We start from the raw sequence: 18,369 nt of genomic DNA on the forward strand, positions 1-18,369 counted from the left end.
GTGCCCCCACCCTCCCCATTTCCCATTGCGCCGGGCAGGAACGAAACCGCCGCCCGAAGGCGGCGGTTTCCAGGGGTTTCACACGGGGTCAGACGGTGTCGGTCTTGATCGCGTGATCGCCCAGCAGGCCGTTGAGCACGGTCTGGGTATCCCCCGCCGAGAGCACGCCGTTGCCGGCATGGCCCGCGTACTTGGCGGCGAGGTCGACGTTGGCCAGGTCGACGGTCTGGGTGACGGTGCCATTGCTGATCGGGCTGACGCCAATGGTGGTGGTGCCGGCGTTGACCGAGAAGGTCAGGTAATGCGCCAGCGACGAAGCCGTGGCGGCCTCCCCTTGCAGCAGGTCGGCGAAGTTCAGCACGTCGTGCTCGGCGATGTTGAAGTCCTTGATCACATCGTGGCCGGTATCGCCGGACTTCCAGATGAACTCATCCGCGCCGGTGCCGCCGTACATGATGTCGTCGCCGGGCCCGCCGATCAGCTTGTCGTTGCCGCCCTGGCCGAACATCAGGTCATTGCCGGCGCCGCCTTCGAGGGTGTCGTCGCCACCGCGCATGTCACCGGCGACGTTGAGCTGATCCGCGTGCTGGATGATGTAGTTGCTGATCGTGGCCGCCGTCGGCGCGGTGCCGTTGGTGGCGGTCAGGTAGTCCACCAGTCCCTGGAAGCCCTGGCCGTTGTGCGTGCCGGCGGCATGCCCGGCCCAGGCCAGCTGGTCGGTGTTGATGACATCGCCGAACATGATGTCATTGCCCGCGCCGCCGACCAGGTGGTCGTTGCCCACGCTCACCGGTGTGCTGGTGCTGAAGCCTTCCTGCAGCGCCGCCTGCAACTGCTCGGCGGTGTTGATGATCTGCGGCTGGCCGACCGTATTGGAGAGGTTGGTACCGTCGACATTGGTCACCACGGTGCCGGTAGTGTTGGTGTTGTCGAAGTAGCGCAGGTAGTCGCTGTTGATGCCGTTGCCGATACCGATGGCATTGACCGCTACCGAGTTGTCACCGACGAGGGTGCCGGCATGATGCAGCATGTCGTTGCCCGAGGTGATCGCGACGTTCATGTCGTTGTAGCTGGTGCTGTTGCCACTGCCGGAGTTGCCGTTGTAGACGGTCGGGTTGCCGTCGGTGAGGAAGAACGCCAGGTTGACGTAGCCGTGGGCCGCATCGGCGTGGTTGGTGCCGACCTGGGTGTTGAACCATGCCGAAGCCTTCTGCATGGCATCGTCATAGTTGGTCGCACCGTTGGCGCTGAGCGCGTTGATCGCGGAGATCAGCAAGGCCACGTTGGCTGCCGTCAGGCCGTTGTAGCTGACGCGGGTGGCGCTGTCGCCGAACGACACCAGGCTGACGTTGATGACCCCGTCGTGGCCCTTGATGGCGTTGACCAGGTTCACCAGCGCGTTCTTCGCCAGGTCCATGCGCGACAGGCTGCCGGTACCGGAGGGGTCCTTCATGCTGCCGGAGGTATCGACGATCAGCGAGATGTTGTAGTTCTTGCCCGGCTGGGTATAGACCGACACGCCACCCGGATCGCCCACCAGCACGTCGTTGCCGGCACCGCCACTGATGGTCCCGGACTTGTCCACATCCTGCGGGTTGGGCAGGGTGTGCTGGGTGCTGGACCCGTCGAGGTCGCTGCTGTTGCTGCCCACCACCAGGATCGACTGCGGGGAGCTCAGGTCCAGGCACAGGTTCAGCCCGGCGCTGTCGCCGTCGCCATCGGTAAGGCCGACGTGGAAGTTGAGGTCCAGGTTCTCCGGCAGGACCGACTGCCCGGCAGACACGGTGACCAGACGATAGTCGCCGCTGCTGCTGCTCAGCACCACCGAGTTGAAGCCGCCTTCGGACAGCTGGAAGGCCGAACCACTGGTGAAGTGGCCATCGGTCAGCAGGTTGAAGGAGACCGAACTGTTCTCACCATTGCCGGCCGGCGGCGAATAGGTGCCGGTCGCCAGCACCACGCCACCTTCACCGAGCACCTTCCAGCTGAGCACATCGCTGGTGGAGAGTTTCTGCACGTCGAAGCTGACGTCGTAGATCTTCTCGCTGAAGGCGATGTTGAGGTTCTCGCCGGGGGTGATGAGGTTGTTGCCGCCCACACCCATGCCATTGCTGGAGGGGTTCACATCGCCGTTGGGGCTGGTGAAGACCACCGTCAGGCCGTCAGACGTCAAGGAGGCCGACGGACGCGGACCGCCGGCGGCGAGCTGGGCAAGATCGTATTCCACCGTCGAGATCGGCCGCGAATTGAGCACTTCGAAGCTGTAGGTGCCGTCGGCATTGACCTTGAGAACGAAGAACGCCTCGTTGGAGCCGTCATAGGCCGTCAGTTGCGAGCCGCCACCCGGCAGTTGGGTGACCACGTAGGTCAGCCCATCCGGCGCGGTATTGCCGCTGAGGTCGAAGGCACCCCGGCCGTCGCCGCCGAAGCTCACGTCAAGCGTGCCGTTGAGTACGAAGCCGGGGGTTTCGGATACGTCCTGGCACGGCGGCTCGCTGTGTACCACCGGCAGGTCGTCCTGCACGTTGATCACCAGTGAGCCACTGCCCAGGCTGACCGGATCGCCGTCGCCATCGGTAGCCTTGATCAGGCCGCCGAGGTTGAGCGCCAGTTGCTCCGTATCACTGCCATTGTGCAGCGGATGATCCAGCGGCCCGACGAGCTTGAACTCGTAGTTGCCCGCCGTATCCACCGACAGGGTGAAGATGGTCTTGGCGCCGGCCATGGCGGTCAGCAGGTTGCCGACCACGCTGTAGACCAGAGCCACGCCGCCGGAGGTCAGGTGCTGCGAGGTCAGCGAGGAGTAGTCGCCGGTCAGCGAGAAGGCACCGGGACCGTCCGCACCGAAGTTCACCAGGCTGGTGAGCGAGCCCTTGGCGGTCGTGGTGTCGCTGGCGCCATCGGGGTTGCCGCCGGGCAGCGCATCCTCCATGACCTGGCCGGTCACGTTGCCACCGGCGATGAGCGCGGGGCCGTCGTCCTTGAACACCAGCTTGCCGCCCAGGTCGACGCTGGCGGATTGCTGGTCGCCATCGCCGTCGGTGATGGTCGCCACCAGGGCGATCTTGCTGCCCAGCAGGCTCACCGGGTCGTTGGGGGTGGTGGTGTCAGCGTGCTTGAACGCCAGTTTCTGATCGAGCGTCAGGTCACCGGTGGTGCTGTTCAGGGTCAGGCTGAAGGCGACCGCGCCGCCGGTGTTGCCCACGCGGCCCTCGACCACTGTATCGCTGACCTTGACCAGTACGATGCTCTGCCCGCTGGTGGTCTGCAGACCACTCGCGGTGCCGTCGGTCGCCGACAGGCTGTAGCTGACGGTGCCGCCGTCAGCACCACCGTTGGAGGTGAAGGCGCCGCTGAAGTTGGCGGTGGCATCGGTGGTCAGGACGGTTTCATCCACCGTGAGGACCGGCGCCTGGCCGGCGTTGGCGGTGATGCTCGGGCCGTCGTCCTTGAAGGTCAGCCGGCCGCCCAAGTCGAGGCTGGCGGAGAGCGAGTCGCCGTCGGCATCGGTGATGGTGGCAACCAGGTTGATCTTGTTGTTCAGCAGGCTGACCGAGTCATCGGGGTTGCTGGCGTTCGAGTGCTGCAGCGCCATCTGCTGGTCGAGGGTGACCACGCCACCGGCAAGGGTGACCTTGAAGGCGACGGCCCCCTGGTCTCCGCCGATGCGGCCGACGACATTGCCGCCTTCGTTGAACAGCTGGATGGTCTGGCCGTCGGTGGTCTTCAGGCCGCTGTCCATGCCGTTGGTAACGGCGCTGAGCTGGTAGGTCAGGGTACCGGCGCCGTCGGCGCCGAAGCTGCTGGTGAACTGCCCGGAGAAGTCCGCGCTGGCGTTGGCGGCCAGGTTGGTTTCGTCCACCGTCAGGACCGGCGCACCCTGGCTGTTGGCGCTGATGCTCGGACCGTCGTCCTTGAAGGTGAGGCGGTCGCCCAGGTCGAGTTGCGCGCGGCTGGAATCGCCGTCGCCATCGGTGATGGTGGCGACCAGGTTGATCTTGCCGCCGGCGATGCTCACCGAGTCATTGGGGTTGCTGGCATCCGAATGCTTGAGCGCCATTTGCTGGTCGAGGGTGACGACGCCATCGGCGACCGTGACCTTGAAGGCAATGGCACCGGCCGGGCCGCCCACGCGGCCGACCACGCTGCTGCCTTCGTTGAACAGCAGGATGGTCTGGCCCTGGCTGGTCTGCAGGCCGCTGTCGCCGCCATTGGCAACGGCTTCGACCTTGTAGCTCAGCGAGCCCTGACCGTCCGCACCGTAATTTCCGTTGAACTGGCCGGAGAAGTCCGCACTGGCATTGCTGGCCAGGTTGGTCTCGTCCACCACCAGGTTCGGGGCGCCCTGGGTATTCGCGGTGATGGTCGGGGCATCGTCGTAAAACACCATCTTGGTGCCGAGGTCGACTTGGGCTGAAGCCTTGTCGCCGTCGCCATCGGTGATGGTGGCGGTGAGGGTGATCTTGCCGTCGGGCAGGCGCAGTGCCTCATCCGGGTTGGTGGTATCCGGGTGCTTGAGTGCCAGGCGCTGGTCGAGCATGAGCGCGCCCTGGTCCTCGCTGACCACGAAGGCGATGTCGCCGGTAGCGGCGACCTTGCCAACCACGGTGCCATTCACGTTGTAGAGCAGGATGGCCTGGCCCTGGGTGGTCTGCACGCCACTGTCGGTGCCATCGACTGTGGTCACCTTGTAGGTGATGGTGCCCGCGCCGTCAGCGCCGAAGCTCGGCGTGAACAACTGGGACACCAGGCTGACTTCGACGCGGGCGTTGTTCGACAGGTCGGACTCGTCCACCTCCAGGCTGATGTCGGCGTCCAGGCACGGCACGATGCTCGGGCCGTCGTCGAGGAAGGTCAGCTTGCTGCCCAGGTCGATGTGGGCGCTGGCGCTGTCGCCATCCTTGTCGGTGATGGTCGCAGTCAGGGTGACCTGGCCGGTCAGGCTCAGCGAATCATCGGGGTTGCCGGTGTCCGGGTGCGCCAGGGCACGCAGTTGCTCCAGGGTGACCTTGCCGTCGCCATCGACGTAGATGCGGAAAGCGACGGTGTCGGTGCCCTGCAGGCGACCTTCGATGCCGTTGTCGGTGTTGTAGAGGTAGACCTTCTCACCGCTCTGGGTATCTTTCAGCCCGCTGTCGGTGTTGTCGGCTCCGGCCAGCTTGTAGGTGATGGTACCGGCGCCGTCCGCACCGAAGTGGGTGGTGAAGAGGTCGGCCACCGAAGCGCTGCTGGTGTCCGGCACGCCGAGGTGGGTTTCGTCCACGGTCAGCTTGATGTCGGCGGTGGTGCTCGGCGCGATGCTCGGGCCATCGTCGAGGAAGGTCAGCTTGCCGCTCAGGTCGATGTGGGCCTGGGCGCTGTCACCGTCCTTGTCGGTGATGGTGGCCGTGAGGGTCACGCTGTCGGGCGCGAGGCTGACGCCTTCATTGGACTTCGTGGTGTCCGGATGCACGACGGCGCGCACCTGGTCGAGGGTGATCTTGCCGTCCTGGCCCAGGGTCACGCGGAAGGCGACGGTGCCGTCTTCCCCCCCGACGCGGCCTTCCACACCGCTGGCGGTGTTGAACAGGAAGATCTTGCTGCCAGTGGCCGTGTCCTTCAGGCCGCTGTCGGTGTTGTCATTGGTCTCGACCTTGTAGGTGATCGTGCCCGCGCCGTCGTTGCCGAAGTGCGCGGTGAACAGGTCGGACACCGTGGCCGAGCTGGTGGCATCGACGTTCAGGTGGGTCTCATCCACCGTCAGCTTGATGTCCACGTCCTCGCATGGCGCGATGCTCGGGCCATCGTCGAGGAAGGTCAGCTTGCTACCCAGGTCGATTTTCGCCGAGGTGCTGTCGCCGTCCTTGTCGGTGATGGTGGCGGTCAGGGTCAGGGTGTTCGCATCGAGGCTTACCCCTTCGTTGTTGTCACCCGGAGTCGGATGCACGACGGCGCGCACCTGGTCGAGGGTGATCTTGCCGTCCTGGCCCAGGGTCACGCGGAAGGCGACCGCGCCGTTCTCGCCACCGACCCGGCCTTCCACACCGCTGGCGGTGTTGAACAGGAAGATCTGGTCACCGCTGGCCGTGTCCTTCAGGCCGCTGTCGGTGTTGTCCTCGGTCTCGATTTTATAGGTGATCTGCCCCGGACCATCGGCACCGAAGTGCGCGGTGAACAGGTCGGAAACACTGGCTGTGCTGGTGGCATCCAGGTTCAGGGTGGATTCATCCACGGTCAGCTGGAGGTCATGAGCGGTGTTCGGCGTGATGCTCGGACCATCGTCGAGGAAGGTCAGCTTACCGCCCAGGTCGATCGAGGTGGTCGCGCTGTCGCCGTCCTTGTCGGTGATGATCGCGCTGAGGGCGATCTTGCCGGCCAGGTTCAGCGAATCATTGGGATCACTGGTGTCGGAATGCACCAGCGCGCGCAGTTGCTCCAAGGTGACCTTGCCGTCCGGTCCGAGGGTCACGCGGAAGGCAGTTTCGCCGCTGGTTTCCAGGCGCCCTTCCACTCCATTGGCGGTGTTGAAGAGGATTACCCGCTGGCCACTGGCGGTATCGGTCAGGCCGCTGTCAGTGTTGTTGGCGGCTTCGATCTTGTAGGTGATCGACCCTTCGCCATCGGCGCCGAACTGGCCGTTGAACAGCTCGGCCACCGAGCCAGTGCTGGTCGCCGGTTGGCCCAGGGTGGTTTCGTCCACGCTCAGGTGCAGGTCGCCGCCTTCGATGGGCGCGATGCGCGGGCCGTCGTCGAGGAAGGTCAGCTTGCTGCCCAGATCGAGCCCGGCACTCTGATGGTCGCCATCGGCGTCGGTCACGGTGGCGGTCAGGCTGATCTTGCCTGCACCGATGCTGAGCGGATCATTGGAGTCGGTGTTGTCCGGGTGCACCAGCGCGCGGACCTGATCCAGGGTGATCTTGCCGTCCTGCCCGAGGGTCACGCGGAACGCAACTTCACCGTTCACGCCGCCCACGCGGCCTTCGACGCCGGTGGCGGTGTTGAACAGGAAGATCTGGCTGCCGGTGGCGGTGTCTTTCAGGCCGCTGTCGGTGTTGTCCTGGGTCTCGACCTTGTAGGTGATCGAGCCGGCACCGTCAGCGCCGAACTGGGCGTTGAACAGATCGGCGACCGCCACGCTGCTGGTGGCGTCGGTCCCCAGGGCGGATTCGTCCACCGTCAGGTGCAGACCTTCGGTGCTGCCCACGGAAATACTCGGGCCGTCGTCGAGGAAGGTCAGCTTGCTGCCCAGATCGAGCCCGGCACTCTGATGGTCGCCATCGGCGTCGGTCACGGTGGCGGTCAGGCTGATCTTGCCTGCACCGATGCTGAGCGGATCATTGGAGTCGGTGTTGTCCGGGTGCACCAGCGCGCGGACCTGATCCAGGGTGATCTTGCCGTCCTGCCCGAGGGTCACGCGGAACGCAACTTCACCGTTCACGCCGCCCACGCGGCCTTCGACGCCGGTGGCGGTGTTGAACAGGAAGATCTGGCTGCCGGTGGCGGTGTCTTTCAGGCCGCTGTCGGTGTTGTCCTGGGTCTCGACCTTGTAGGTGATCGAGCCGGCGCCGTCAGCGCCGAACTGGGCGTTGAACAGATCGCCCGCCGCCACGCTGCTGGTGGCGTCGGTCCCCAGGGCGGACTCGTCCACCGTCAGGTGCAGGCCTTCGGTATCGCCCACGGCGATGGTCGGCCCGTCGTCGGTGAAGCTGACGCGACCGCCGAGGTCCAGCGAGCTGCTGGAGGAAACGCTATCGCCATCACGGTCGGTCACCGTCAGGTTGCCCTGCAGTTGCACCAGTCCGGAATCGAGCACGGCGTTCTGGCTGGCGTAGTTGCCATCGCTGCCCGGCAGGGCATGGTCCACGGCGCTGAACTGGGTCAGGGTGACCACACCGCTATTGCCGTTCACCGACAGGCTGAAGATGGTGTTCTCGCCGGAGATGCCAGCGGCGCTGGCGGAGGTGGAAGCGACGATGGCGCCGCCCACGCTGTACAGGTAGATGGTCGCGCCGCCGCTGGTCAGGCCCGAGTCGGTGCCGTTGCCGCCTACCAGGTTCAGGTTGTAGCTGAGCTGGGTGGTGCCGGCGCCATCGCCGCCGTAGTTGGCGGTCACCTGGAAGGCCGAGCTGTAGTCGGCGGTGGAGGTGTCGAAGGCAGCGCCAGCGGTGTTGGCGTCATGGGTCTGCAGCAGCACGTCCACGCCAATGTCGGCGGACAGGCTGGCCTGCGGCGCATCGTCGACGATACCCACGGTCAGCGTGCCGTTGGCCGGGGTGCCGTTGCCGTCGGTGATGGTGTAGGGGATATCGAAGTTCAGGGTGTCTTCGGAACCCTTGACCGGGTGATCCACCGGCTGCAGCAGGGTGACCTCGAAGGCACCGGTGTTGATATCGGTGAGGGTCACGGTGAAGACCGGCGTGCCATTGGCGCTGCCGGTGAGCACATGACCATCGGGGCTGACGCTATAGGTAATGGCGACGCCACCGGAGGTCAGGCTGGGCAGCCCTGCGGTGCCCCAGGAGAAGCTGCCAACGCCATCTGGCCCAAAGCTGTAGCCCAGAGTGCCGGAGTGGGTCGCCCCCTCCCCCACACCATCGGGAATACCGCCGGGCAGGCCGGCCTCGAACACGTTGGAGCCACCAGGGCCGCTGGGGCCGGCGCTCGGCACGCCATCCGGCGGCACGACGGGCGGTTCGGCCTCGGGACGCACGTCCGGGGTGCCGTCGAACTCACGCAGGGGCAGGGGCCCGGACCCGATGGGCCCGGTGGGGAAGCCGATGGTCGGGTCGATATGCCCGCCCACTTCGGTCAGCAGCACAAAGGAGTGCCCGCCACCGGGTTTGCCGTTGGCGGCGCCCGCGGCGCTCGGGCCGGCGGCGGTGGCTTCGGCAGCCTGGGTCGGGTCCATGCCCGCGGCGATGGCGGCCTGCAAGGCCTTGACGTCGGTGACGTCCTGCTGGGTCGGCGTCGCCGGCTGCTGCTGGGCAACCGACTGGTCACCCTGGTCTGCCTGGTGCGCGGCCGACAGCATCTGTGAGGTCAGCGGCAGGGCGCTGTCACGCCCCAGCGTGATTTCGCCGCCTCCCGCGATCTTCAGCGCGACTGCGCCGTTGGCGCCGGTGACCAGCTGCTCACCGACAAAAACCTTGTCTCCCTGTTCCAAAGGACGACGCGATCCATCGGCGGCTACCGCAAACACTTCGCCGATTACCTTGCTGACGACACCCATCAAAGTAGCCATGAGTCCTTCCTCCGCTGCACATCCCGTGGCCGGTTCCACCGACGCACGATTGACCGAAACAGGCCATGGCACGCTTGTATCCGGATGCTGCGAAGAAAGTTGCGAAGGGTGCGAAAAGGACTGCTAGCGCTTTTGCATCAAAAAGCCAGCGACAATTTTTTGTCATGCTGGCCACGCGATTCTTGTCCTTCTGCGGTGGTCCCCGCCCTAACTGCTACAAACCGTACCTGGCTTCTTCTGCAAGCGCCTGCTCCGGCCCATACCCAGGAAACACGAGGGCTTGCACGCAGAAACAATGTGCTGCTTTTCACACGGCTCATAAGATTTTTTCCGAATAACCCTTGTGAAAAATTCTTCTGAGGTTTTCGAAAAGTTGTTCTTAGCTCTGATGTTACAGGCGTGAAACGCTTGATAAGAGAAAAAAGCCAATAAATTGGCGACCAAAGAGCATCGAAGTACAAGAACACCAGGAGCAAAGCCATGCGCAGTCGTAACGCGGCACTATGGAGCGGTGTATTTTTGGCGGTGTCGGGGACTCATGGGCAAGCCATGACGCTGACCGAAGCTATACAAAGCACGCTGCAATACCACCCGGAAATCAGCCAGAGCGTAAACAGCCGTCTCACCGCGGATGAAGAGCTCAAATTCGCCAGGGGCGGCTACCTGCCAACCGTCGATCTTGTCGCGGGCTATGGCCGCGAGAACACCGACAGCCCCAGCACCCGCGCAGCGGGTAACCACAACGACGAGACCCTGACCCGCGGCGATGCGGAAATCCGTCTGCGGCAGATGTTGTTCGACGGCTTCGGCACCCCCAACGAGGTCAAGCGCAACGAGTCCAACGTCAACGCCAAGGCCTTCCGTATCCTCGGCACCTCGGAAACCGCCGCCCTGCGCACCGTCGAGGTCTACCTCGATGTGCTCAAGCGCCGCGAGATGGTGACGCTGGCCAAGAACAACCTGCAGGCCCACGAACGCATCGGCGACCAGATCCGCCTGCGCAGCGAGCGTGGTGTCGGCAGTACCGCCGACAACGACCAGGCCATCGCCCGTCTGGCCCTGGCGCAGAACAACCTCTACACCGAAGAGGTGAACCTGGCCGATGCCGAGGCCAGCTTCTATAGCGCCACCGGCCGCATGCCGGACCAGCTCGAAGCGCCCTCCACCGTGAAGGCGGAAGTCCCGGCGGACTTGCTCGCCGCGCGCCAGGGCATGCTCAATGAAAACCCGCTGCTGAAATCGGCCCAGGCCGACGTCAACGCCGCCGAGGCCCAGTACGAGGCCGCCAAGGCGCCCTTCTACCCGCGCTTCGACGCCGAGCTGGCCAAGGCCGCCAACAACAATGTCGACGGCGACGAAGGCCACTACAACAGCTGGGAAGCCCAGGTGGTGATGCGCTACAACCTGTTCAACGGGATGCGCGACAAGGCCCACCTGAACGCCACCTCGCACCAGATCAACGAGGCCCAGGACATCCGCAACAACGCGCTGCGGCTGCTCAACGAAAACCTCTCGCTGGCCTGGGACGCGATGGAGAACTCCAAGAAGCAGACCCAGCCCGCCCGCGAATATGCCGACTACACCCGCAAGGTGCGCGAGGCATACCAGCAGCAGTTCACCCTTGGCCAGCGCACCCTGCTCGACCTGCTGGACAGCGAGAACGAACTGTTCACCGCCAACCGCCGCTACACCGAGGTCCGCTACACCGAGGAATACTCGATGTACCGCGTGCTCGGCAGCATGGGCGCCCTGCTGCGCTCGCAGCATGTCGTCGCGCCGCACGAGGCCGTGGCCCTGTCGGATGTGAAGAACGAGGCACGCCTGCCTGATCTGAAATAAGAAAATCGCACGCGCTCGTCACTCTGCCCCGCGCTGCCCGGCGTCGGGGCGACGGCCGTGAAGCGATACGAAGGGGCACGGAAAACCCGACGACCGGCCACAGCCGGCGAACACCTGCAAGTGTTCGCCGGGTGCCGCTGGCGCGGGTCGTCCCGGCCCGGGAGGAAGTAGCGTGACCATGATCATCCAGGAGCGCGGCACACCCGCACCGGGCGATCCGCGCCTGAGCCATGACGATCCCCTGCTCGACGGACTGCTGATCCTCTGCCGCCTGCATGGCTGCGCGGTGAGCCGCAACAGCCTGTCCGCCGGCCTGCCGCTGCGCGACCAGCGACTCTCCGCCGCCCTGCTGCCGCGGGCCGCCGCCCGTGCCGGCCTGCAGGGCCGCTTGCTGCGACGCGAGTTGCGCAGCATCTCCAACCTGAACCTGCCGGTCCTGCTGCTGCTCAACGACGGCCGCAGCGCCGTGCTGCGCCAGTGGCGCGAAGACGGCCAGGCGCTGATCCTGCCCTGCGAGACCGAAGGCGGCGAACAGGCCGTCGGCGCCGACGAGCTGGCCGCCCAGTACAGCGGCCAGGCCCTCTTCGCGCGCCCGCGTCACGAACTGGAAGCGGCGCGCAAACCGCTGGTACCGCGCGTCGAAGCCTGGTTCCGCGACACCCTGCGGCTGTCGCGCTGGCTCTATACGGACGCCCTGGTCGCCAGCCTGCTGATCAACCTGCTGGGCATGCTGGTGCCGTTGTTCGTCATGCAGACCTACGACCGCGTGGTGCCCAACCAGGCGCTGTCGACCCTCTGGGTGCTCGCCGCCGGCCTGCTGATCGGCACGCTGTTCGAACTGCTGCTGCGGGTGCTGCGCTCCAACCTGCTGGACATGGCCGGCAAGAAGACCGACGTGGTTCTCTCCGCCACCCTGTTCGAACGCATCACCGGCATGTCGCTCAAGGCCAAGCCCGAGACCGTCGGCGGCTTCGCGCAGAGCATCCATGACTTCCAGGGCCTGCGCGAATTCCTCACCGCGCTGACCCTGACCAGCCTGATCGACCTGCCCTTCTCGCTCCTGATGATCCTGGTCATCGGCCTGCTGGGCGGCTGGCTGGTGGCCGTGCCGCTGCTGGCCTTCCCCATCACCATCGTGTTCGCCCTGATCATCCAGAGCCGCCTGCGCGACACCGTGCAGAAGAGCCTGACCCTGGGTGCCGAACGCCAGGCCCTGCTGATCGAGACCCTCGGCGGCCTGGAAACCCTCAAGGCCTGCGGCGCAGAAAGCGAGCGCCAGTACCGCTGGGAATCCACCCACGGCGCCCTGGCGCGGCTGGACAACCACGCGCGCTTCCTCAGCGCGCTGGCCACCAACGGCACCCTGTTCCTCCAGCAGTTCGCCGGCCTGGCGATGATCTGCGCCGGGGTCTACAGCATCCTCGACGGCAACCTCAGCGTCGGCGCACTGGTCGCCAGCTACATGCTCAACAGCCGCGTGCTCGCCCCGCTGGGGCAGATCGCCGGGCTGATCACCCGCTACCAGCAGGCACGCCTGACAATGAAGAGCACCGACGCGCTGATGGAACTGCCGCAGGAGCGCCAGGCCCGCCAGCGCCCGCTGGAGCGCACCCAGCTGCACGGCGCGCTGGAAGTCCGCCAGCTGAGCTTCAGCTATCCGGAGCAGACTACCCCGGCGCTGAACCACGTCAGCCTGCGCATGGCCCCCGGCGAGAAGATCGGCATCATCGGCAAGAGCGGTTCGGGCAAGAGCACCTTCGGCCGTCTGCTGATGGGCTTCTACCACCCGGACGAAGGGCAGATCCTGCTCGACGGCCTGGACCTGCGCCAGCTGGATGTCTCCGACCTGCGCCAGCAGATCGGCTACGTGGCCCATGACCTGCCGCTGCTGGCCGGCAGCCTGCGCGACAACCTGACCCTCGGCGCGCGCTACGTCAGCGATGCGCGGATGCTCGAAGTGGCCGAACTGACCGGTGTCAGCGAACTGGCCCGGCAACACCCGGCCGGCTTCGACCGACCGGTGGGCGAACGCGGTCAGCTGCTCTCCGGCGGCCAGCGCCAGGCCGTGCTGATGGCCCGCGCGATGCTGCTCGACCCGCCGATCCTGCTGCTCGACGAACCCACCAGCGCCATGGACAACAGCAGCGAGGAAATCCTGCGCAAGCGCCTGCACGAGGCCTGCCGCGACAAGACCCTGCTGCTGGTCACCCACCGCACCTCGATGCTCAGCCTGGTCGACCGCCTGCTGGTGCTCGACAGCGGCCGCATCGTCGCCGACGGCCCGAAAGACGCGGTCATCGAAGCATTGCGCAAGGGCCATGTCGGCCCGGCAGCGGGGTAATGGCCATGCACTTTTCGCAATCGATCCGCGGCTACCTGGGCGGCAACGGCGCCCGCGACACCGAATTCATGCCCGAAGTCCAGGGCACCTTGCTGGAAGACTCGCCCAATGCCACCCGCATCACCCTCTGGGCGGCGCTCGGGCTGCTGGTAGCGGCCATCACCTGGGCCTACTTCGCCGATATCGAGGAAGTGACCAAGGGCGAAGGCAAGGCCATTCCCTCCTCCAAGGTGCAGACCATCCAGAACCTGGAGGGCGGCATCGTCTCGGAAATCTTCGTCCGCGAGGGCCAGGTGGTGAACAAGGGACAGCCGCTGCTGCGCCTGGACGACACCCGATTCTCCTCCAACAAGGGCGAGACCGAGGCCGACCGCAACTCCCTCGAAGCCCGTGTCGAACGCCTGAGCGCGGAAGCCGAAGGGCGTGAGCCGGTGTTCACCGACGACCTGAAGAAGGCCGCGCCGCAGGTGGTGGAGGACCAGCTGGCGCTCTACCAGACCCGCATGCAACGGCAGAACAGCGAGCTGAACATCCTCCAGGAACAGCTGCGGCAGAAGGGCCAGGAGCTGCAGGAGTTCCGCGCCAAGGTCCAGCAGTACCGCTCGAGCCTCGGGCTGGTACAGCAGGAGATCAACATGTCCGAGCCGCTGGTGAAGGCCGGCGCGGTCTCCCCGGTGGAACTGCTGCGCCTGCGCCGCAGCGCGGTGGAAATCAATGGTGACCTCAACGCCACCAACCTCGCCATCCCCCGAGCCGAGGCGGCGGTGAACGAGATCCAGCGCAAGGTGGAAGAGTCGAAACTGGGCTTTCGCAGCGACGCGCTGAAGGAACTCAACGACGTCCGCACCGACCTCAACAAGCTCACCGCCACCAGCCGTGCCATCGATGACAAGGTCAACCGCACCCTGGTGGTCGCGCCCCTGCGCGGCATCGTCAAGCAGCTCAAGGTCAACACCATCGGCGGCGTGGTGCAGCCGGGCAACGACATGGTGGAAATCGTCCCGCTGGAGGACAACCTGCTGGTGGAAGCACGGGTGCGCCCGCAGGACATCGCCTTCCTCCACCCCGGCCAGCCGGCCACGGTGAAGTTCACCGCCTACGACTACACCATCTACGGCGGGCTCAAGGCCAAGCTGGAAGTGATCAGCGCCGACACTATCACCGACGACAAGGGCAACAGCTTCTACATGATCCAGGTGCGCACCGACAAGAACCACCTGGGCACCGATGCCAAGCCCCTGCTGATCATCCCCGGCATGGTGGCGACCGTGGATATCATCACCGGCGAGAAGAGCGTGCTGGACTACATCTTGAAGCCAGTGCTCAAGGCGCGGTGGGAGGCTTTGCGGGAGCGGTAAGTACTTCGTTCAGCTTCGGCACGCGGTTTTCCCTTCCCCCTAACCCTCTCCCTGAAGGGAGAGGGGCTCCTCAGCTCTTGAGCCCCCTGCACACTCACTCTACCTCCCCCCGCCAATGCGCCCCCGGCCCCTCCTCCGCCAAGCGGTCCCCCGGATTGCGCAGCGGGCAGGCCTCCATCGACAGGCAGCCGCAGCCGATGCAGCCGTCGAGCTGATCGCGCAGCAGCAGCAACTTCTCGATCCGCTCGTTCAGGTCCTCCCGCCAGCGTGCCGACAATCGCGCCCAGTCCGCTGCCGTCGGGTTGTGCCCGGTCGGCAGCGAGCCCAGCGCCTCGGCGATCTCGCCCAGGGGAATGCCCACCCGTTGCGCGACCTTGATCACCGCCACCCGGCGCAGCGTGTCACGTGAATAGCGGCGCTGGTTGCCGGCATTGCGCGAACTGCTGATCAGGCCCCTGGCCTCGTAGAAGTGCAGCGCGGAAACCGCCACGCCGGCGCGTTTGGCCAGCTCGCCGACACTCAGCTCGCGGTGCTTGGAGCAGGAAGAAGTATTTTTCATGGGCTATTGACCTCAACTTAAGTTGAGGTTTTACCCTCGCCAGGCATTCGGTTCAAGCCAGGGAGCCCAGGAACATGACGCAACCCGCCCCGATCACCGCCCATGCCTGCGTGGACAATCCGCACTTCATCCTGCAGATCGAGATCGACGTAACGCCGCAGCAACGCCCGCACATCGCCGCGCGCCTGGGCGATTACCTGTCGCACCTGCAGGAACTGTTCTATCTACGCACGGGCTACCTCGCCAGCGAGCTGCACGCCGAAGGCGAACCGCAGCGCCTGGTCGGCCGCCTGCACTGGCGCCGCCAGGAAGACTGGGAAGCCGCCTGGGATTGCCGCCAGACCGCCAGCGACCTGTTCGCCGACAGCCTGCTCAAGCTCGGCGCGCGGAGCATTCGCTTCGGCAGCGGCGAGACGGCGTAAGCCGCGCAACCGTCTGAGGCTGTACGGCGACATAGCGAGTCTCTTTCCAGGCAGCCAGGAAGCAGGCAGTAGGACGGGTGGAGCTTGCGATACCCATCAGCTTTGCTTGACAGCCTTGTGATGGGTATCGCTTCGCTCCACGCCATCCTACAAAAGCGGGTCGTTTACGCCCCGGCAGGCAGACTCATATGCAGCAACGGGAAGGGCCGGCCTTCGCCATCAAGCGGCGAACGCCCGGTCTGGACAAAGCCGTAATGCAGATAGAACCCCACCGCCTGCGGGTTCTGCTCGTTGACGTCGACACTCAGCGTGCCGCGCTTTTCGCGCGTGAAATCGAGCAGTGCGCGGCCGATGCCCTGGCCACGCCGTTCCGGGTCGATGAAGAGCATTTCCACATGGCTGTCGTTGAGCCCGATGAAACCCAGCGGACGGTCATCGTCGTCCACCGCCACCCAGACCTCGACGGCGGGCAGGTAGAGGTCACGGACCTGGGGCAGCAGTGCGTCGATGTCCGACGCCTGGAGGAAGTGGTGGGTCGCGCGCACGGCGCCCAGCCAGATATCGAGCAGCCGCGGATTATCCGCAGCGATGCGTTGGCGAATGAGCATGAATGCATCCTGATTCAGCAGATCACAAAGGGATAGCGCGCCACGCAAGGTGACGGCCGTTGGAGCGTCGGCAGCATGAATGCCCGCTTCGCGAATCAACGCCTGGGCGGAACACGGCAGAGGCAGCCGGAAAGAGAGGGAGGTCGATCCTACCCAGCTCTTCCCGGCCGGTAAAGCTTCAGCCGACCAACCAGCGCCAACCGTCCTCCGCACATTCCAGCCGCGCCTCCAGCTCCAGCCGGGCAAGCAATGCCTCGTCGTGGGACACCACCAGCAGCGCGCCGCGGTATTGCCGCAGCAGGTTTTCCAGCGCTTCGCGCGATGGCAGGTCGAGGTGGTTGTCCGGCTCATCCAGGAGCAGCAGCTGCGCTGGATGCTCGGCATAGAGCTCGCAGGCCAGCGCCGCCTTCAGCCGCTCACCGCCGCTGAGCAGGTCACTGGGCAGCTCGACCCGTGCCGCCGGCAATCCCAGTTGCGCCAGCCGGGCGCGCAACACCGAAGGGTCCGCCACGCGACTGCGCTCCTGCAGCAGTTCCAGTACCGAGCGCTCGGGCGAGAGCGCGGCCAGGTGCTGATCCAGATAGGCACTGCGCACCCGCACTTCGCACGAGCCCGCCACAGGGTCGAGCACGCCCGCGATGACCTTGAGCAGGGTCGACTTGCCGCTGCCGTTGCGCCCGCTGACTGCCAGGCGGCGTGGGCCGCTCAACTGCAAGTCCAGCGGCGCGGCATTGCCGAACGGCAGGCGCAGCGCCTCCAGCAGCAACACGCCGCGGGACTCGGGCAGCTCGCAGTCCGGTGCGTTCAGGACCACCATGGCGTCTTCGCGCAACTGCCCGAAAGCCTCGTGAACGTCCCGCGCCAGCCGCTCCCGACGCTCTTCCTGCTGTGTGGCCAGACGCGCAATGCTGGTCTGGCTGCGCTCCTTCTGCCGGTCGACGAGGATCTTCGCCTGGTTGGCTTGCTTCGCCTCCTTGCGCCCCGTCGCCTGCCGGTGTTCCTGGCGCTCGCGCTGTTCCTGCATGGCGTGGTGCTGGCGATCGCGCTCCAGCTTGCGCCGCTGCAACTCGCGCTGGGCGCTGTCCTGCTCCTGCTGGCATACCTCGCGGTAGAAGGCATGGCCGCCGGAATAACTGCGCAGGCCCGAGGGCGACAACTCGACGATGCGCTGCATGTCGTCCAGCAGCAGAGGGTCATGGCTGATCAGGATCAGGCCGCCGCGCCAGCGTTGCAGCTGCTCACGCAGGGCCTCGCGGCCGGCGCGGTCAAGGTGATTGCTCGGCTCATCGAGGATCAACCAGTCCGCCCCGCTGAGCCACGCGCCAAGCAGCGCCACCCGCGTGCATTCGCCGCCGCTGAGACGCGAGGCGGGCGTGTCCGGCAGCAGATGGGCGAGCCCGGCAGCAGCCAGCTCGGCCTCCAGGCGCGCGCGGACATCCCAGTGGCCGTCGAGGCGTTCGAAGTCCGCGGGATCGAGTCCACCGGCCTCGACTCGCGTCAGCGCATCCAGCAGGGGTTGCACACCGGCCAGCTCGGCAACGCTGCGGAACGCCTGCGGCTCGATACGCTGCGGCAGGTAATGCACCGGCCCGAACGCCTGGCAGCGGCCAGCGCTGGCAGGCAGCTCGCCGGCCATGATCCGCGCCAGCACGGACTTGCCCACGCCATTGCGCCCGACCAGCGCGGTGCGGCGCTCGTCGAAAGTTTCATTGAGGTCGCTCAGCAGCGGCTCGCCGCTGGGCAATTGGAATGAGACGCCTTGCAGCGCCAGGGTGAACGGGCTCGTCATGCGCACTACCAGATTGATGCCGGAAATCCCCCGGGAACGGGCCAGGGAAGGAAGCGGGCCGTGAAACCACGGCGGCATCAATTGCGCATCGGACGAACACCTCGCGAAGGGGAATGAGGGGCGCAGTATAACGGCGGTGCTGGCACGGGGATGCCCGTCGGGCAGAAATCGATGCGCGGACGACCTTTCCAGACTCCCTCGAGAGCGGTGACACTGCACTCCCCGCCCACGCG

The 18,369-nt window shown here is 65.8% G+C and carries 9 protein-coding genes; 4 read left to right on the forward strand and 5 right to left on the reverse strand.

Annotated elements, in window-relative coordinates; all coding sequences use genetic code 11:
* Window positions 1–88: 88 nt before the first annotated feature.
* Both IB275_RS22005 and IB275_RS22010 read right to left on the reverse strand, forming a co-directional pair.
* Window positions 89–9,220: a retention module-containing protein gene (locus IB275_RS22005; protein WP_192291134.1), complete on the reverse strand. Its 9,132-nt coding sequence runs from the start codon at window positions 9,218–9,220 to the stop codon at window positions 89–91.
* A gap of 137 nt (window positions 9,221–9,357) precedes the next feature.
* On the reverse strand, window positions 9,358–9,702 hold the full coding sequence (locus tag IB275_RS22010; protein WP_138212732.1) for a hypothetical protein: 345 nt from the start codon (window positions 9,700–9,702) through the stop codon (window positions 9,358–9,360).
* Between the two features lie 67 nt (window positions 9,703–9,769).
* On the opposite strand from IB275_RS22010, the gene IB275_RS22015 reads away from it, so the two are divergent.
* The 3 genes from IB275_RS22015 (at window position 9,770) to IB275_RS22025 (ending at window position 14,758) form a co-directional block, all read left to right on the forward strand.
* Window positions 9,770–11,059 carry a TolC family outer membrane protein gene (locus IB275_RS22015; protein ID WP_405307457.1) on the forward strand — a complete coding sequence of 430 codons (1,290 nt, stop codon included), beginning with the start codon at window positions 9,770–9,772 and terminating at the stop codon, window positions 11,057–11,059.
* 178 nt (window positions 11,060–11,237) lie between these two features.
* Window positions 11,238–13,400 (forward strand): type I secretion system permease/ATPase, encoded by a 2,163-nt coding sequence (locus tag IB275_RS22020; RefSeq protein ID WP_081519193.1) that lies wholly within the window; start codon window positions 11,238–11,240, stop codon window positions 13,398–13,400.
* 5 nt (window positions 13,401–13,405) lie between these two features.
* Entirely contained in the window at window positions 13,406–14,758 is a 1,353-nt protein-coding gene (locus IB275_RS22025; RefSeq protein WP_192291136.1) for an HlyD family type I secretion periplasmic adaptor subunit, read from the forward strand.
* 94 nt (window positions 14,759–14,852) lie between these two features.
* Here the strand turns inward: IB275_RS22025 and soxR are convergent, their stop codons facing one another.
* Window positions 14,853–15,317, reverse strand: a complete 465-nt coding sequence (gene soxR / locus IB275_RS22030) for a redox-sensitive transcriptional activator SoxR (RefSeq protein WP_192291138.1) — start codon at window positions 15,315–15,317, stop codon at window positions 14,853–14,855.
* A 74-nt stretch (window positions 15,318–15,391) separates the two neighbouring features.
* Here soxR and IB275_RS22035 point away from each other — a divergent pair, with 74 nt between their 5' ends.
* Window positions 15,392–15,739 carry an antibiotic biosynthesis monooxygenase gene (locus tag IB275_RS22035; RefSeq protein ID WP_192291140.1) on the forward strand — a complete coding sequence of 116 codons (348 nt, stop codon included), beginning with the start codon at window positions 15,392–15,394 and terminating at the stop codon, window positions 15,737–15,739.
* Window positions 15,740–15,903: 164 nt separating this feature from the next.
* Here IB275_RS22035 and IB275_RS22040 read toward each other — a convergent pair whose 3' ends face one another.
* Both IB275_RS22040 and IB275_RS22045 read right to left on the reverse strand, forming a co-directional pair.
* The gene (locus tag IB275_RS22040; protein WP_192291142.1) at window positions 15,904–16,347 is read right to left on the reverse strand and encodes an acetyltransferase; all 444 of its coding nucleotides are present in this window, start codon (window positions 16,345–16,347) and stop codon (window positions 15,904–15,906) included.
* 178 nt (window positions 16,348–16,525) lie between these two features.
* Window positions 16,526–18,136: an ATP-binding cassette domain-containing protein gene (locus IB275_RS22045; protein WP_192291144.1), complete on the reverse strand. Its 1,611-nt coding sequence runs from the start codon at window positions 18,134–18,136 to the stop codon at window positions 16,526–16,528.
* Between the last annotated feature and the right edge of the window lie 233 nt (window positions 18,137–18,369).

The sequence above is a fragment of the Pseudomonas sp. PDM21 genome (assembly GCF_014852505.2).
Classification (GTDB): Bacteria; Pseudomonadota; Gammaproteobacteria; order Pseudomonadales; family Pseudomonadaceae; genus Pseudomonas.

Excerpts from the sequence above, each read along its gene's own strand:
- IB275_RS22045 (WP_192291144.1), bottom strand. The coding sequence starts at position 18,136 with ATGACGAGCCCGTTCACCCTGGCGCTGCAAGGCGTCTCATTCCAATTG.
- IB275_RS22040 (WP_192291142.1), bottom strand. The coding sequence starts at position 16,347 with ATGCTCATTCGCCAACGCATCGCTGCGGATAATCCGCGGCTGCTCGAT.
- soxR (WP_192291138.1), bottom strand. The coding sequence starts at position 15,317 with ATGAAAAATACTTCTTCCTGCTCCAAGCACCGCGAGCTGAGTGTCGGC.
- IB275_RS22025 (WP_192291136.1), top strand. The coding sequence starts at position 13,406 with ATGCACTTTTCGCAATCGATCCGCGGCTACCTGGGCGGCAACGGCGCC.
- IB275_RS22005 (WP_192291134.1), bottom strand. The coding sequence starts at position 9,220 with ATGGCTACTTTGATGGGTGTCGTCAGCAAGGTAATCGGCGAAGTGTTT.
- IB275_RS22015 (WP_405307457.1), top strand. The coding sequence starts at position 9,770 with ATGACGCTGACCGAAGCTATACAAAGCACGCTGCAATACCACCCGGAA.
- IB275_RS22010 (WP_138212732.1), bottom strand. The coding sequence starts at position 9,702 with ATGGCTTTGCTCCTGGTGTTCTTGTACTTCGATGCTCTTTGGTCGCCA.
- IB275_RS22035 (WP_192291140.1), top strand. The coding sequence starts at position 15,392 with ATGACGCAACCCGCCCCGATCACCGCCCATGCCTGCGTGGACAATCCG.
- IB275_RS22020 (WP_081519193.1), top strand. The coding sequence starts at position 11,238 with ATGATCATCCAGGAGCGCGGCACACCCGCACCGGGCGATCCGCGCCTG.